15 protein-coding genes are annotated in these 15494 nt (G+C 67.8%); 10 read left to right on the top strand and 5 right to left on the bottom strand.

The window, feature by feature from the left end; genetic code table 11:
* Window positions 1-17 precede the first annotated feature (17 nt).
* Window positions 18-854: a 4-hydroxy-tetrahydrodipicolinate reductase gene (dapB, locus tag Q5701_RS02465; protein WP_306753574.1), complete on the top strand. Its 837-nt coding sequence runs from the start codon at window positions 18-20 to the stop codon at window positions 852-854.
* 29 nt (window positions 855-883) lie between these two features.
* Here the strand turns inward: dapB and Q5701_RS02460 are convergent, their stop codons facing one another.
* Complete coding sequence (locus Q5701_RS02460; RefSeq protein ID WP_306753572.1) at window positions 884-1486, bottom strand: COG3650 family protein; 603 nt, start codon at window positions 1484-1486, stop codon at window positions 884-886.
* Window positions 1487-1589: 103 nt separating this feature from the next.
* Here Q5701_RS02460 and tsaE point away from each other — a divergent pair, with 103 nt between their 5' ends.
* The 6 genes from tsaE to hslV all read left to right on the top strand — a co-directional run bounded on the left by tsaE (window position 1590) and on the right by hslV (window position 10970).
* A complete protein-coding gene (tsaE, locus tag Q5701_RS02455) occupies window positions 1590-2990 on the top strand; it encodes a tRNA (adenosine(37)-N6)-threonylcarbamoyltransferase complex ATPase subunit type 1 TsaE (RefSeq protein ID WP_306753571.1) in 1401 nt (466 codons plus the stop codon).
* Window positions 2978-3646, top strand: a complete 669-nt coding sequence (locus tag Q5701_RS02450; protein WP_306753569.1) for a nucleotidyltransferase family protein — start codon at window positions 2978-2980, stop codon at window positions 3644-3646. Before tsaE ends, Q5701_RS02450 begins: the two co-directional genes overlap by 13 nt.
* Window positions 3639-6599 carry a double-strand break repair protein AddB gene (addB, locus tag Q5701_RS02445; RefSeq protein WP_306753567.1) on the top strand — a complete coding sequence of 987 codons (2961 nt, stop codon included), beginning with the start codon at window positions 3639-3641 and terminating at the stop codon, window positions 6597-6599. Before Q5701_RS02450 ends, addB begins: the two co-directional genes overlap by 8 nt.
* On the top strand, window positions 6592-9963 hold the full coding sequence (gene addA / locus Q5701_RS02440; RefSeq protein ID WP_306753566.1) for a double-strand break repair helicase AddA: 3372 nt from the start codon (window positions 6592-6594) through the stop codon (window positions 9961-9963). The genes addB and addA overlap by 8 nt, the downstream gene beginning before the upstream one ends.
* A gap of 54 nt (window positions 9964-10017) precedes the next feature.
* Window positions 10018-10338: a thioredoxin gene (trxA, locus tag Q5701_RS02435; protein ID WP_234854548.1), complete on the top strand. Its 321-nt coding sequence runs from the start codon at window positions 10018-10020 to the stop codon at window positions 10336-10338.
* Window positions 10339-10412: 74 nt separating this feature from the next.
* Window positions 10413-10970: an ATP-dependent protease subunit HslV gene (gene hslV, locus Q5701_RS02430; RefSeq protein WP_306753565.1), complete on the top strand. Its 558-nt coding sequence runs from the start codon at window positions 10413-10415 to the stop codon at window positions 10968-10970.
* 49 nt (window positions 10971-11019) lie between these two features.
* On the opposite strand, the gene Q5701_RS02425 is transcribed toward hslV, so the two are convergent.
* The 4 genes from Q5701_RS02425 to Q5701_RS22795 are packed head-to-tail and all read right to left on the bottom strand — an operon-like array spanning window position 11020 to window position 12647.
* Entirely contained in the window at window positions 11020-11511 is a 492-nt protein-coding gene (locus Q5701_RS02425) for a pyridoxamine 5'-phosphate oxidase family protein (protein ID WP_234854545.1), read from the bottom strand.
* 16 nt (window positions 11512-11527) lie between these two features.
* Window positions 11528-12106 carry a GNAT family N-acetyltransferase gene (locus Q5701_RS02420; RefSeq protein ID WP_306753564.1) on the bottom strand — a complete coding sequence of 193 codons (579 nt, stop codon included), beginning with the start codon at window positions 12104-12106 and terminating at the stop codon, window positions 11528-11530.
* 6 nt (window positions 12107-12112) lie between these two features.
* Window positions 12113-12400 carry a BrnA antitoxin family protein gene (locus Q5701_RS02415; RefSeq protein WP_306753562.1) on the bottom strand — a complete coding sequence of 96 codons (288 nt, stop codon included), beginning with the start codon at window positions 12398-12400 and terminating at the stop codon, window positions 12113-12115.
* Complete coding sequence (locus tag Q5701_RS22795; protein ID WP_373568608.1) at window positions 12336-12647, bottom strand: BrnT family toxin; 312 nt, start codon at window positions 12645-12647, stop codon at window positions 12336-12338. Before Q5701_RS22795 ends, Q5701_RS02415 begins: the two co-directional genes overlap by 65 nt.
* 147 nt (window positions 12648-12794) lie before the next feature.
* Here Q5701_RS22795 and hslU point away from each other — a divergent pair, with 147 nt between their 5' ends.
* From hslU to Q5701_RS02400, 3 genes are all read left to right on the top strand, one after another.
* Window positions 12795-14102: an ATP-dependent protease ATPase subunit HslU gene (hslU, locus tag Q5701_RS02410; RefSeq protein ID WP_234854541.1), complete on the top strand. Its 1308-nt coding sequence runs from the start codon at window positions 12795-12797 to the stop codon at window positions 14100-14102.
* Window positions 14103-14156: 54 nt separating this feature from the next.
* Window positions 14157-14333, top strand: a complete 177-nt coding sequence (locus tag Q5701_RS02405; RefSeq protein WP_234854539.1) for a PLD nuclease N-terminal domain-containing protein — start codon at window positions 14157-14159, stop codon at window positions 14331-14333.
* 74 nt (window positions 14334-14407) lie between these two features.
* A complete protein-coding gene (locus Q5701_RS02400) occupies window positions 14408-15475 on the top strand; it encodes an alpha/beta hydrolase (RefSeq protein ID WP_306753561.1) in 1068 nt (355 codons plus the stop codon).
* The last annotated feature ends 19 nt before the right edge of the window (window positions 15476-15494 follow it).

The following is a 15494-nucleotide window of genomic DNA, read 5'->3' as shown; positions in this document are numbered from 1 at the left end:
GACAGCCGGAGGCCCTCATGAGCGACTTGCAGAACACGGACGCGCCCGCCCTGCCGGGGATCGTCGTTACCGGCGCATCGGGGCGGATGGGGCAGATGCTGATCCGGCTGCTGGGGGAAAACCCCCATGTGCGGCTGGTTGGCGCCCTGGAACGCCCCGGCCATCCCTGGATCGGGCGCGACGTGGGCGAGGCGATGGGAGCGGCACCGGTCGGCGTGACGGTCAGCGACGATGCGGTCGCGGTGATCGCGAAGGCCCAGGCGGTGATCGACTTTACCGCACCGGCGGCGACCGTGGCCTTCGCGGAACTGACCGCGCAGGCGCGTGCGGTCCATGTCATCGGCACCACGGGTCTTGAACAATCGCATCTGGACTGCCTCAAGGCCGCCGCCCGCCACGCGCCGATCATCCGTGCGGGCAACATGAGCCTGGGGGTGAACCTGCTGACCGGCCTGACCCGCAAGGTCGCCGCCGTCCTGGGGGAGGATTGGGACATCGAGGTGGTCGAGGCCCATCACCGCATGAAGGTCGATGCGCCGTCGGGCACCGCCCTGATGCTGGGCGAGGCCGCCGCCGAGGGGCGCGGGGGGACGCTTGCCGAACTGCGCACCCCGGCGCGCGAGGGGATCACCGGGGCGCGGCTGCCGGGTTCCATCGGCTTTGCCGCCATTCGCGGCGGCGATGTGGTGGGCGAACATGACGTGGTCTTCGCAGGCGAGGGCGAACGGATCGTGCTGCGCCACCTGGCGACCGACCGGGCGATCTTCGCGCGCGGCGCCATCCGCGCGGCGATCTGGGGCCAGGACAAGGGGCCGGGCGAATACGACATGCAGGACGTGCTGGGGTTGAACTGACCGGCAGGGTAGCGGCGCGAACCCCGGACCTAGGGCTGGATCGTGCAGCACCCCGACAGCAGCCTTGGCTGGTCGCCATGCAGCACCAGCGTTGCCGCCAACCCGAACAGCCGGTCGGACATCCCGTCCGAACAGATCTGCGGATGCGAGAACAGCGTCATGTCCCGCGCCACGACCACCCGCGCCGGATCGCGGAAGACGCCGGTGTCCAGCACCGCCTGCACGGGACGGCGGTCGCCCCCCTGATCATCAGGACTGCGCAGGACCAGATCGCCGCCTTCCACCTTGGCGTCCCAGAACGGCTCGGTTCCCAGGCAGCGGAAAGCGGGCGGCAGTTCGCCCGGCTCCCAGACATCGACGCGATAGGACAGGTATCGCGCCGAGACCCAGCCTGTCCCCTCGGCCGTGTTGATGCGCGCCCAGCCCCGGCGTTCCTCGACCACCTCGATCCGCTGGGCGTCGGGTGCCAGGGTGCCGATGATCGCGGACGAGGCGGTCGGCTCGGCCCGGATGTTCAGCACGTCGTCGGATGCCACCCCCGCCACGTCGAACAGCGTGGGCAGGATATATTCCTGCGTGGCGGCGGCAGGCCCGGCAAAGGCCAGGGTCAGGATGAAAGCGGTGCGGAACATGGAGGCCTCCTTTGCCGGCCAGTCTAGCGGCTTTGGTGCCACAAGGCACGCGATCCGTTCACGGATGGTTCCCCCCGCAGGACGAAGCCGCTAGAAACATCCCATGACCACGCGCCTGACCGCAGATGAAACCCTGACCGCCGCCCTGGCGCGGATGCTGGCCGCCACGCTGCGGCCCGGCCAGACGATCCTGCTGGACGGGCCGGTGGGGGCAGGCAAGACCCATTTCGCCCGGGCCTTCATCCGTGCCCGCCAGGGCGATGCGGCCGAGGACGTGCCCAGCCCGACATTCACCCTGGTCCAGACCTATGACGACCCCATGGGCACCGAGATCTGGCACGCCGACCTGTATCGCCTGACCGATCCGTCGGAACTGGCCGAACTGGGCCTGGAGGAGGCGCTGACGGACGCCATCTGCCTGATCGAATGGCCTGACCGGCTGGACCGCCTGCCCGACGGTGCGATCACGGTGGCGATCGCTGCCCATGCCGATCCTGACGTGCGGGAAATCACCCTGATCGCCCCTGACGCCGCCCGGATCGCGGCGCGCGCAGCCTTTGCGGCAGGCGCGGGATGGGGGGATGCGCGGGTGCTGCCGCTGGCGGGCGATGCCTCGGCCCGGCAGTATTTCCGGCTGACGGGCGCAAGGGGCAGCGCGGTGCTGATGGACGATCCCACGGGGGCTTGCGCGCCTTTCGCAAGGATGACGGACTGGCTGCGCGGGCATGGCTTCGGGGCGCCCGAAATCCTAGCGCAGGATCAAGACGCGGGGCTGCTGCTGGTGCAGGATCTGGGCGACGACCTGGTGGCCCGCGTGCTGGAACGCGACCCAGGCATGGCGCCGGGGGTTTATGACCGGATCACGGATTTCCTGGCCGAGCTGCACCGCTGCCCGGTCCCGGATTTCGTGGCCCCCTTGGACGGGCCGACCCTGGCCGATCAGGTGGGACTGTTCGCCGACTGGTATCCGCAGGCGGCGGGCGCGGCGGGCGGCCAGGAGATCGCGCCCGTGATCGCCCGGCTTCATGCCGATCTGGCCACGGATGTGCCGCCGGTGCTGTCCTTGCGCGACTTTCATGCCGAAAACCTGATCTGGCGGGGCGAGGCACCTTTGGGCCTGATCGACTATCAGGACGCGGTGGCCTGCCATCCGGCCTATGACTTGGTATCCGCCCTGCAGGACGCGCGCCGCGACGTGGACCCGGCCATCGAGGCCGCCTGCGTCACCCGTTATCTGGCGGCCTCCGGGTTGGACGCAGACCGCTTCCGCGCGGCCTATGCCTTGCTGGGCGCACAGCGGAACCTGCGGATCCTGGGCATCTTCACGCGGCTGTGCCTTCGCGACGGCAAGGCGCGATACCTGGATTTCATGCCGCGCGTCTGGGGCTATGTGCAGCGCAACCTGGCCCATCCGGCGCTTGCGCCCTTGGCCGATGTTGTCGCTGCCCTGCCGGCCCCCGACGCCGCCGTCATCGAAAGGATCCGTGCTCGATGCGCCCGCTGATGATCTTTGCCGCGGGGCTGGGCACGCGGATGCGCCCGCTGACCGACAGACTGCCGAAACCCCTCATCCCCGTGGGCGGCCGAACGCTGCTGGATCGCGCGCTTGATCTGGGCCGGGATGCCGGAGCGGGGCCGGTGGTCGTGAATACCCATTACCTGGGCGACCAGATCGCCGCGCATCTGGCAGGCCAAGACGTGGCCATCAGCAGTGAGGCAGGCGCGATCCTGGACACCGGCGGCGGATTGCGCCAGGCCCTTCCCCTGCTGGGGGCGAGGCCGGTGATGACGCTGAACCCCGATGTGGTCTGGACCGGGCCGAACCCGCTGGCCGCGCTGGACGCCGCCTGGCGCGACGACATGGACGCGCTTTTGATGCTGATCCCGCTGGACCGGGCTGCCGCACGGCAGGGGACGGGGGATTTCGCAATGGATGCGCAAGGCCGCATCGCGCGGCAAGGCGATTTGGTCTATGGCGGCGCGCAGATCATCCGCCCCGACCGGTTGGCCGATATCCCGGACCGGGTGTTTTCCCTGAACCGCCTGTGGGATCTGCTGATCGCGGACGGGCGCGCCCATGGCATCGTTCATCGGGGCGGCTGGTGCGACGTGGGCTATCCCCAGGCGATCCCCCTGGCAGAACAGGTGCTGCATGGCTGAACCCTGCTTTCGCGGCCTTTACGCCCTGCCGCCGGGCATCGACTTCGCCCATGAATTCGTGGCCGGATTCCTGGACCGCATGGCGGGCCAGCCGCCCGAGGCGATGGCCCGCGTCACCATCTATGCCAATGCCGCGCGCACGCTGGCGGAACTGAAATGCGGCTTCGACCTGCGCGGGCCGCTGCTGCTGCCGCGGCTTTTGCCGGTCACGAACCTGGAAAGCCCCGCGATGCTGGGCCAGGTCGAATCCGCCCCTCTGGCACGGCGGCTGCAACTGGCCCGGCTGGTGGCGGGGCTGCTGGCGACGCGGCCCGACCTGGCATCGGGCCATTCCATCGCGGCGCTTGCCCGGTCGCTGTCGGACCTGATGCAGGAAATGCAGACCGAAGGGCTGGGGCCGGACGCGCTTGAAGGCATCGACACCGGCGATCATGCCCGGCATTGGCAGAACGCCCTGGTCTTCCTGCGCATCGCCGCGCGCTTTCACCTGGACGGCCCGCCCATGGACCGGGGCGCACGGCAACGGCTGGCGGCCGAAATCCTGTGCGACGACTGGTCAAAGGGCCGGAACCTGCCCGACGGCCCGGTGATCGTCGTGGGATCGACGGGATCGCATGGCGCGACGCGGCTGTTCATGGAGGCCGTCGCACGGCTGCCCGAAGGCGCGGTTGTGCTGCCGGGCTTTGACTTCGACCAGCCCCAATCGGTCTGGGACAGCCTTGACCACAAGGCCGAAGATCATCCCCAGGCCCGCTTCGCCCCCTTGATCCACGCCCTGGGACGCCCCGCCCGCTGGACCCATACGCCCCCCTCGGTGCCGGGGCGCAACCGGCTGGTGTCGCTGGCGCTGCGGCCCGCGCCCGTCACCGACCAGTGGATCGCCGAAGGCCCGCGCCTGCCCGACCTTATGGCGCCGACCGAAGGCCTGACCCTGATCGAGACCGAGCAGCCCGGCCAGGAAGCCGAGGTCATTGCCCTGATCCTGCGCGATTGCGCCGAACGCCACGCCCCCGCCACGCTGATCGCGGCGGACGGCAACCTGATCCGGCGGGTGAACGCCGCGCTTGACCGCTGGCGCCTGTGCCCCGACGAAAGCGCGGGCCAGCCCTTGTCGCTGACGGGACACGGATTGTTCATGCGCCATATCGCCGCCCTGTTCGGCGAGGCGCTGAGCATCGACCGCCTGCTGGTGCTGCTGAAGCATCCTCTGGCCCTGACCGGATCGCCCCTGATCGGCGCGAACGAGGCGCGGCTTCTGGCGCGCGACCTGGAGCTGGAACTGCGCCGCAACGGCCCGGCCTTTCCGGACGGCGAATGCCTGCGGACCTGGGGTTCAAGGGGGGACGCGCTGCGCAAGACCTGGGCGGAATGGTTGGCCGACGGGCTGGACCGGATCACGCCGCTGGTCCGGGACCGCCTGCCCCGCCCCCTGCCCGACCGCCTGCGCGACCTGATCGCCCTGGCCGAGGGAATTGCCGCAGGTCCGGGCGGCAATGCCGCGGCGTCCAAGCTGTGGCAGGACCATGTAGGCTCGCTTCTGCGCGCGACGATGGATCACCTGGCCGAACACGCGGGCCATGGGCCGGATCTGGTCCCGCAGGATTTCTGCGCCCTGCTTCTGGACGAACTGGGCCAGCAATCCGTCCGGGTGGAAGGCGACGCCCATTACCTGCATATCCGCGGCCCGCGCGAGGCGCGGATCGTGGGCCAGGGCATCGTGATCCTGTCGGGCCTGAACGAAGGCGGCTGGCCCCAGCAGTTGAAGCCCGACCCCTGGCTGTCGCGGCAGATGCGCCTGGCGGCCGAGCTGCCGTTGCCGGAACGCCAGATCGGGCTGGCCGCGCATGATTTCCAGCAGGTGATGGGCGTGGAGCAGGTGATCCTGACCCGCGCGCGACGCGATGCCGAGGCGGAAACGATCCCATCCCGCTGGCTGAACCGGCTGACCAACCTGATGGGTGGCCTGCCCGAACGCAGCGGTCCCGCCGCGCTTGCGGCGATGCGGGCGCGGGGCCATGCCTGGCTGGCCCTTGCCACGGCGGTCTCTCATCCGGCAAGAACGGTGCCGCCCAGCCCCCGTCCCGCGCCGGTCCCGCCCGGCCCCCCGTTCCGCGAATTGCCGGTGACGGATGTGTCGCTGCTGATCCGCGATCCTTATGCGGTTTACGCCAAGCGCGTGCTGGGCTTGCGCCCGCTGCCCGCGCTGCGGCCCGAACCCGATGCCGCCCTGCGCGGCCAGACGCTGCATTCCATTGTCGAGGCGTGGCTTGGCACCCGGCCCGAACCCGATATGCCCCATGCGGCGCTGAAGGCCCGGTTCCTGGCCTTGACGGCGGAAATCCTGGCCCGCGACGTGCCTTGGCCCGCCGCCCGCGCCTTCTGGGCCGCGCGAATGGAACGGATCGCCGACCGGATCGTGGCAGACGAACTTGCCCGCCTGGCCGAGGGTCGCCCGGTGATCGTGGAAAAGCGCGGCAAGGTGACCCTGCCGGGACTGGATTTCACCCTGTCCGCCAAGCCTGACCGGATCGACCTTCTGCATGACGGATGCGTGATGATCTATGACTACAAGTCCGGCACGCCGCCCACCGACAAGCAGATCGCGGCCTTTGACAAGCAGCTGATCCTGGAAGCCGCGATGGCCCGGCGCGGCGGCTTCGACGCGCTTGGCCCGGTCGATGTCGCGGGCATCCGCTATATCCAGCTGGGAGGAGAGGGGGAAACGCAGGTCCGCGACTATTCCCCCGAACTCGAGGACGAGAACTGGAACGGCTTCCTGCGGCTGGTCGCCTCCTATTTTGCGGGGGACACGGGATTTGCCTCCATGCGGGCGCCCGAACAGACCAGCTACGCGGGCGACTACGATCACCTGGCGCGGTTCGGCGAATGGTCGCTGGCCGACGCGCCGCACGTGGAAAAGGTCGGATTGGAAAAGGGAAACGGGCATGGATGAAGCCAGCCTCAACCAGATCGCCGCTGCCGATCCCCTGCGGTCCACCTGGCTGACGGCCAATGCCGGGTCGGGCAAGACCCGCGTGCTGACCGACCGGGTGGCCCGCCTGCTGCTGGCCGGGACCGCGCCCGAACGCATCCTGTGCCTGACCTATACCAAGGCCGCCGCGACCGAGATGCAGAACCGCCTTTTGCGCCGCCTGGGCCAATGGGCGATGCTGCCCGAAGCCGACCTGCGGCGCGAATTGGCCGAACTGGGCGAGGGCGGCGATCCCGACTTGGCCGAGGCGCGGCGCCTGTTTGCGCGCGCCATCGAGACGCCGGGCGGGCTGAAGGTCCAGACCATCCACAGCTTCTGCGCGGCCCTGCTGCGGCGCTTTCCGCTGGAGGCAGGCGTCCCGATGGGGTTCCGGGAACTGGACGACCGGTCGGCCCGCGTGCTGCGCGCCCAGATCCTCGACCAGATGGCAGCCGGGAACGATCCCGCGATCCGCGACCTGACGGCGCTTGTGTCGGGCGACGACCTGGACGCCTTTCTGGGGGGGCTGTCGGAAGCGGATTTCACCCGCGATCCCGATCCCGCGCCGATCTGGCAGTCGATGGGGCTGCCCCCCGGCATGGACGAAACCGCGCTTCTGGCGCGTGTCTTCGACGGCAACGAAGGCGATCTGTTCGACGCCCTGATCCCGATCCTCAGCGGCAGCGGGGCCAAGGACGGCAAGCTGGCCGAATACCTGTCCAAGGGCAACTGGCACAATCCCGGCCAGGCCGACCTGCATCTTTTGTGCAAATGCCTGCTGTTTGGCGCCACGGCGCGCGTTCCCTTCGGTCCCAAGATCGGCGACATCCCCACCAAGGCGCTGCGCCAGGGCGCCTGCGCGCAATACATGGCCGCCCTGAACGGGTTGATGCAGCGCGTGGCCGATGCCCGGTGCCTGGCCCTGGGCCTGCATCTGGCGCAAAAGACCTTGGCGCTGCACCGCTTTGCCCATCATTTCACCCGGCAGGTGGCGGTCGAGAAATCCGCCCAGGGCTGGCTGGATTTCGACGACCTGATCCGCCGCACCGCTGAGTTGCTGGAGGAATCCAGCATGGCGCAATGGGTCCTGTGGCGCCTGGACGGGGGCATCGACCATATCCTGGTCGATGAAGCCCAGGACACCAGCCCCGAGCAATGGCGGGTGATCCGGCGGCTGACGGATGAATTCACCAGCGGGGAAGGTGCGCATGACCGGCCCCGGACGCTGTTCGTGGTGGGCGATCCGAAACAGTCGATCTATTCCTTCCAGGGTGCCGACATCGCGGTCTTTGAATCGGTCCGCGACCGCTTCCGCCAGGATTTCGAGGCGGTCGCCCAGCCCATGCAGCAGCGCGGCCTGTCCCATTCGTTCCGCTCCTCGCCCGCGATCTTGTCGCTGGTCGATACCGTCTTTCAGGGGGACGCGGCCGAAGGCTTGGGCGACCCGCCCCGCCACATCGCCTTTCGCGACGGACTGCCCGGCCGCGTGGACATCTGGCCGGCCCTGCCGGAACCTGAAAAGCCCGAGCGCGGCGACTGGACCACGCCGGTCGATGCGCCGGCCGAAAACGCCGCCGACACGCAACTGGCCCGCGCCGTGGCGCGAGAGGTCAAGGGCATCATCGGCACGCCCATCACCGACGCCAAGACCGGCCAGGTCCGCGCGATCGGGCCGGGCGATATCCAGATCCTTGTCCAGCGGCGGGCCGGGCTGTTCGACGACCTGATCCGCGAACTGAAGGCCGCGGGCCTGCCCGTGGCGGGCGCCGACCGGCTGAAGCTTGCGGCCGAACTGGCCGTGCGCGACATCACCGCGACGCTGTCGGTGGTGTCCACCCCCGAGGACGACCTGTGCCTGGCCGCGATCCTGCGGTCCCCGCTGTTCGGCCTGACCGAGGACGACCTTTACCGCATGGCTGCGGGCCGGGGACGGCATTACCTGTGGGAACGGCTGCGCGCCTCGCCCCACCGCCGGGCCTATGAGGTCTTGAGCGACCTGATGGGCCGGACGGACCAGTTGCGTCCCTATGAACTGATCTCGCGCCTGCTGGTGCGCCACGGGGGCCGCGCGGCGCTGCTGGCCCGCCTGGGACCGGAGGCCGAGGACGGCATCGACGAACTTCTGTCGCAGGCCTTGGCCTATGACACGGTAGAGACGCCGTCGCTGACGGGCTTTCTGGTCTGGCTCGGCCGCGACGACGTGCAGGTGAAGCGCCAGTTGCCGGGCGGCGGGGGCGGCCTGATCCGGGTGATGACGGTCCACGGATCCAAGGGGCTGGAAAGCCCGGTGGTGATCCTGCCCGAAACCCGCAAGCGCAGGCCCGGTCGCGGCCAGCCGCTGATCCGCCTGGACGACCTGCCCGCCTGGCGCGGCATTGCCGCCGACCGCCCCGACCCGGTGGCCGAGGCAGTGGCCGATCACGAATTGCGCCAGGAACAGGAACGGCGTCGGCTTTTGTATGTCGCGATGACGCGGGCGGAAAGCTGGCTGATCGTGGCGGCGGCCGGCCCCACGGGCGAGTTGCTGGACTCATGGCATTCGATGATCGCCATGGGCGCCGCGCGCAGCGCCCTGCCCCAGACCAGCATCGAGATCCAGGGCATCGGCACCGCGCAGCGCCTGTCCTTTGGCGACTGGCCCGACTTGGCCGTAAGCCTGGAACGCAAGGCCGCGCCCATGGTCCGGCGCCCTGCCTGGTCGGACCGGCCCGCCCCCCCGCCGCCGCCGCGCATCCAGGCCATTGCAGCGACCGGCCTGGGGGGCGCCAAGGTGATCGGCGCCCAGGGCGACGACGGCGATCCCACCGCCGCCATGCTGCGCGGCACAAGGCTGCATCTTCTGCTGGAACGGTTGCCTCACCTGCCCCCGCTCGACTGGCCGCGCGCCGCGCGCGCCCTGCTGGCGGGGGCCGAGGGGGGCCTGCCCGATGCTGCCGAACTGGCCGAGCTTCTGGCCGAGGCGGCGGCGGTCATCACCGCGCCCGACCTGGCCCAGGTCATGACGCCCGATCCCAAGGCCCAGGTCTTGGCCGAGGTGGCGCTGACCGCTCCTTTGCCGGGCCTTGGCATGGTCCATGGCGCCATCGACCGGCTGATCGTCACGGACGACCGGATCCTGGCCGTGGACTACAAGTCCAACATCGTCGTTCCCGACCGCCCCGAGGATACGCCCGAGGGGATCCTGCGCCAGATGGCCGCCTATCGCGCCGCGCTGCGGATGATCTGGCCCGCCCGGCCCGTCCAGATCGCGATCCTGTGGACCGCCGCGCGCAGCCTGATGCCCATTCCCGATCCGGTTCTGGACCGCGCCATGGCTGCCCTTGACCGGCGGGCCATGGCTTCATAGCTGTAAGATCAGCTTTGCCGCATCCCGCCGGCATCCCCATCAAGGAGCGAAAGCATGGCCACCGTGCACGTCAACGACACCCAGTTCGACAGCGAAGTCCGCCAATCCGACACCCCGGTCGTGGTGGACTTCTGGGCGGAATGGTGCGGCCCCTGCAAGCAGATCGGCCCGGCCCTGGAAGAACTGTCCAACGAATACGCGGGCCGCGTGAAGATTGTGAAGGTCAACGTGGACGAAAATCCCGAACAGGCGGCGGCCCTTGGCGTTCGCGGCATCCCGGCCTTGTTCCTGTTCAAGGGCGGCGAGGTCGTGTCGAACCGCATGGGCGCCGCGCCCAAGGCCGCCTTGAAGACCTGGATCGACGAATCCATCTGACCGGCCCCCGGGCCACATGGGGCGGCGGCCAGCGGGCGGCCGCCCTTTTTCATTGAGAACGACGGAGACCCCTTATGGCGGATGACAGATTTCCCGGCTGGCACGGCACCACGATCCTGGCGGTCCGGCGCGGCGGCCGCGTGGTGGTGGCGGGCGACGGCCAGGTCAGCGTCGGCCAGACGGTGATGAAGGGCACGGCCCGCAAGGTGCGGCGCTTGACGCCGGGTGGGCGTGACGTGGTGGTGGGCTTTGCCGGATCGACTGCGGATGCCTTTACCCTGCTGGAACGGCTGGAAAAGAAACTGGAAGCCGCCCCCGGACAGTTGCAGCGCGCCTGCGTCGATCTGGCAAAGGACTGGCGCATGGACAAGTACCTGCGCAACCTGGAGGCCATGCTGATCGTCACCGACGGGCAGGAACTGTATGTGGTGACCGGGGCGGGCGACGTTTTGGAACCCGAACATGACGTGGCGGCGATTGGATCGGGCGGCAACTTCGCCCTGGCCGCCGCGCGGGGGCTGATGGAAGGCGAAGGCGACGCCGAGACCGTGGCCCGCAGGGCCATGGCCATCGCGGCGGATATCTGCGTCTACACCAACGGCAACCTGACGGTCGAGGTTATCGGCGCCTGAACGCGCAACACCGGGCCGAGGCCCGGTCCGGTGTTGCGGCGCAAAGGGGTTACAGCCGGACGGTAGCCACGTTGTCCTTGTAGCTTTCCTTGGGATCGCTGATGCCAAGGGCCACCATGGCGCCGGCCACGATGCTGGATGCATCAAGCCAGATTTCGGCCTTTTGCGGATCGAATCGCAGCAAGGCCAGCTTGGGGTCGTCCTTGCCGTGCTCATACCAGGCCGCGACATGGGCGTTCCACAACCGGTCCACGACCGCCGGGTCGGTGTTTTCGGTCAGCGTGCCTTCGATCGAGGCCCACAGATCGTGCCCCTTGGACACGAACTGCGCCGCGCTGTCCTGCGAGCCGCCCGCCAGCTTTTCCACCAGGGCATTGTCCTTGGAGGTAAAGAACCACAGCGGCCCGTGATCCCCTTCCTCGATCTGCGAGGTCATGGGCCGGGCATGGCCGTGTTCGCCGCCCACAAGGCCCAGCATCACGGTCATGTCAGAGCGCAGGGCTTTCCAAAGGCGGGCTTTCAGGTCTTCGGGCGTGGGCATCTCGGATCCTCCGGTATCAGATGTCCGGGCCAACGTGGGGCCTGCCCGATTGTTCCGCACCGGGCGTTGCGTCGCCGGGTCCGTCATGGCGCATCAGAAGAACGTCACCCGTCCGCCCCGCCAGGCCCGCAATCTTGCGAAACCCGGCCTTCTGATAGGCCCGGATCGCCCGCTGGTTCGAGATGTCGGGATCGATGACGATGTTGTCATGCCCTTCCGCCCGCAGCATGGCGACGAATTCGGCCAAGGCCCGGGATCCGATCCCCTGCGACAGCAGGTCCGGCGGGCCGATGGACAAGTCGACGCCCACCGAATCGTCGGGCAGGGCCATCAGCCAGGGAGCTTCGGTCAACCAGGGCTCGACCCGCGCATCGGCGATCCGCCAGACCTGGATGTAACCGGCGGGCTGGCCGTCCAGGCAGAACAGAAAGGCCCGCGTGCTGTCGCGCCCTTCGATCATGTTGCGGATATAGCTAAGCTCGGTTTCGACCTCGTCGCTCCACCATTCCCGCCAATGCGGCTGGTCCATCCAGCGCGCCAGCAGCGGCAGGTCGGCAGCGGCAACCGGGACAAAGGACAGCGTTGGTCGGATCATGCAATTTCAGCCCGCCTTATTCGCCTCCATGAAGGCGCGCAGCACTGCGTTTATACGGGTTTGATAGCCCTTACCCTGCGACTTGAAAAAATCCAGCACATCAGGGTCGAGGCGGATCGACACGGCCTTCTTCGCCTCGGGGATCACCAGACGCGCGGTGGACCAGTCCACCTCGAAATCGTCTTCGTCCTCACCTTCAAAATCGCCCTCGCGAGCAAGCCGGTCCCAGTCAGTCCGGTCTTCCATCTGCCGTATCTGAGTCGCCGTAAAAGGACCGGAAATTTTCTCGTTCATTTCTCCGTGCCCTCCGGGCCGTGATGATCCTGATGAGATCGCCCCGCCGTGTGAAGACGACCGCAATCATATGCCCACCGACCCTGCCTATGGCTGTCCGGCGCACCTCGTCCACGCTGCGCGCATCTATTTCCAGATGCGGTCCGTCAAAGATTTGCCTGGCGCTCGTGAAGTCGATCCCGTGCTTTTCAATCGTCTTGAGACGCTTAGCGTCGTCCCATTCGTAAAGGTTCTCATCGCCGGACATGACCGATCTCCAAATCCTACTTGTGGAGAACGAAGCACATCCTATGCGTTGTTCAAGTTTGTATATACAGAATGTATCTTCACTTTGCAACCCTTCAAAACCGCGCCCGGACTGTATATCTGCCCATCAAACCAAGAAGGCTGACCCATGACCGACCTGACCCCGCGCGAGATCGTTTCCGAACTGGACCGCTTCATCATCGGACAGAAGGACGCCAAGCGCGCCGTTGCGGTGGCGCTGCGCAACCGCTGGCGCCGCAAGCAACTGGGCGACGACCTGCGCGACGAGGTATATCCCAAGAACATCCTGATGATCGGCCCGACCGGCGTCGGCAAGACCGAGATCAGCCGCCGTCTGGCGAAACTGGCCAACGCCCCCTTCATCAAGGTCGAGGCGACCAAGTTCACCGAGGTGGGCTATGTCGGCCGCGACGTGGAACAGATCATCCGCGACCTGACCGACGCCGCGATGATCGACACGCGCGAGCGGATGCGCGAGGCGGTCAAGGCCCGCGCCCACAAGTCGGCCGAGGATCGCGTGATCGAGGCGCTTGCCGGCAAGGACGCCCGCGACGGCACCCGCCAGATGTTCCGCGACAAGCTGAAACGCGGTGAACTGGACGACACCGTGATCGAGCTGGAGGTGCAGGATACCTCGAATCCTCTGGGTGCGATGGAAATTCCGGGCCAGCCGGGGCAGCCCCTGGGCGGCATGATGGATTTGTCGGGGCTGATGAAGGCCTTTGGCGGGCGGCGGGTGCGGCGCAAGATGACCGTATCCGAAAGCTATGACTTGCTGATCGCCGAGGAAGCCGACAAGCTGTTGGAAGACGACGCCGTCAAGGCCGCCGCCTTGGACGCCGTGCAGCAGAACGGCATCGTCTTCATCGACGAGATCGACAAGGTCTGCACCCGGTCGGACGCGCGCGGCGGCGATGTCAGCCGCGAGGGCGTGCAGCGCGACCTGCTGCCCTTGATCGAGGGCACGACGGTTTCCACCAAATACGGGCCCGTGAAAACCGACCATATCCTGTTCATCGCCTCGGGCGCCTTTCACGTGGCCAAGCCCAGCGACCTGTTGCCGGAATTGCAGGGCCGCCTGCCGATCCGGGTCGAGCTGCGGGCTTTGACGGAAGACGACTTCATCCGCATCCTGACCGAAACCGACAACGCCCTGACCCGCCAATACACCGCCCTGATGGCGACCGAGGGCGTGACCGTGGGCTTTGCCGACGACGGCATCGCGGCCCTTGCGCGCATCGCGGCCGAGGTGAACGCGGCGGTGGAAAACATTGGCGCCCGCAGGCTTTACACCGTGATCGAACGGGTGTTCGAGGAACTGTCCTTCAGCGCCCCCGACAAGGGCGGCGAGACGGTCGAGGTGGATGCCGCCTATGTCGAGCGCCACTTGGGCGATCTGGCGCGGTCCACGGATTTGTCGCGCTATGTGCTGTAACGGAACCGACCCGCGCGGCTGCGGGTTGGCGATGCAGAACACAGGGGACTGATCATGGGTTACGTTTTCGGGATCATCATCTTCGTGCTGGATGTCTGGGCCATCGCCTCTGTCATCAACACGAATACCAGCATGGGCACCAAGATCCTGTGGATCGCCCTGATCGCGATCCTGCCGGTGGTCGGACTGATCATCTGGTATTTCGCCGGACCCAAGGCCAATTACGGCTGATCCATCCCCATTGGATCTGGTCCGGCCCGGATTTCTGGGGCAGGTTGCCGCAACCGTTTCCGTAAAGGTGACGCTTGCGGCATATCTTTCTTTGTCTTGTCCTGATCCTGTCGGGCTGCGCCCCGCGCGGCGCGTTGATGCTGGCGCCCGATGGATACCAGCCAGGCATCGTCGAAACTGTCTGGATCGCCTCGCAACGCAGCCTGTCGGGCGATCATCTGCCGCAGCCATGGTATTCGCGCATCGACGTGTCGGTTCCCGTGGACCGTGCGGCGGGCAATCTGGCTTACCCCCGCCCGGACGGGAATCCTGACCGGCAGTTCCTGGTCAGCGGCGGTGGCCGTCTTGCGAATGCCGATGCCTTTCGCCGCGCCATCGAACAGGATCTGGCCCGCCGTGCGCCTGACGACCGCGACATCATCCTGTTCGTCCACGGCTATAACTACAGCTTCGCCGAAGGGGTCTATCGCACCGCCCAACTGGCCCATGACCTGCAACTGCCGGGGGTCCATGCGCATTTTTCCTGGCCCTCGCGGATGAAGCCCTATGCCTATGCGGGTGACCGCGACGCGGCCCTGTATTCCCGCGACGGCCTGGTGCAGACCATCGACCTGCTGGCGCGGACACAGGGCCGGGGCAAGATCGTGCTGATGGCCCATTCCATGGGCGGGCAGTTGCTGATGGAAGGCTTGCGCCAGATGGCCCTGTCCGGGCGGCGCGACCTGATCGACCGGATCGACGGCGTGGTCCTGATGTCGCCCGACCTGGACCTGCGGCTGTTCCGGTCGCAGGTACGCGCCATCGGGCCGCTGCCCCGGCCCTTTGTCATCATGACCTCGCCCCGCGACCGGGCGCTGCAATTGTCGGCACTGCTGTCGGACGAGCCGCTGCGGCTGGGCAATATCCCCGATGCCCGCCCGGTGGCGGATCTGGATGTGATCGTGGTGGATACCGGGGCGTTCGACACGGGATACGGCCATTTCAATGTCGCGGATTCCCCGGCCCTGCAGCAGATCCTGACGCGAATACGGGATCTGGACCGGATCCTGCCCGACCAGGGGGGCACGGCACCCGGCCTGATCGGCGGGGCGGTCAGCCGGGTCGAACAGGCCGTGCAAGTGGTGCTGTCCCCGGCGTTCTAGGCTTCGGGGACATGGCGGG

The sequence above is a fragment of the Paracoccus actinidiae genome, assembly GCF_030863885.1.
Taxonomy (GTDB): domain Bacteria; phylum Pseudomonadota; class Alphaproteobacteria; order Rhodobacterales; family Rhodobacteraceae; genus Paracoccus; species Paracoccus everestensis.
This window is presented reverse-complemented; position numbering and strand designations above follow the sequence as displayed.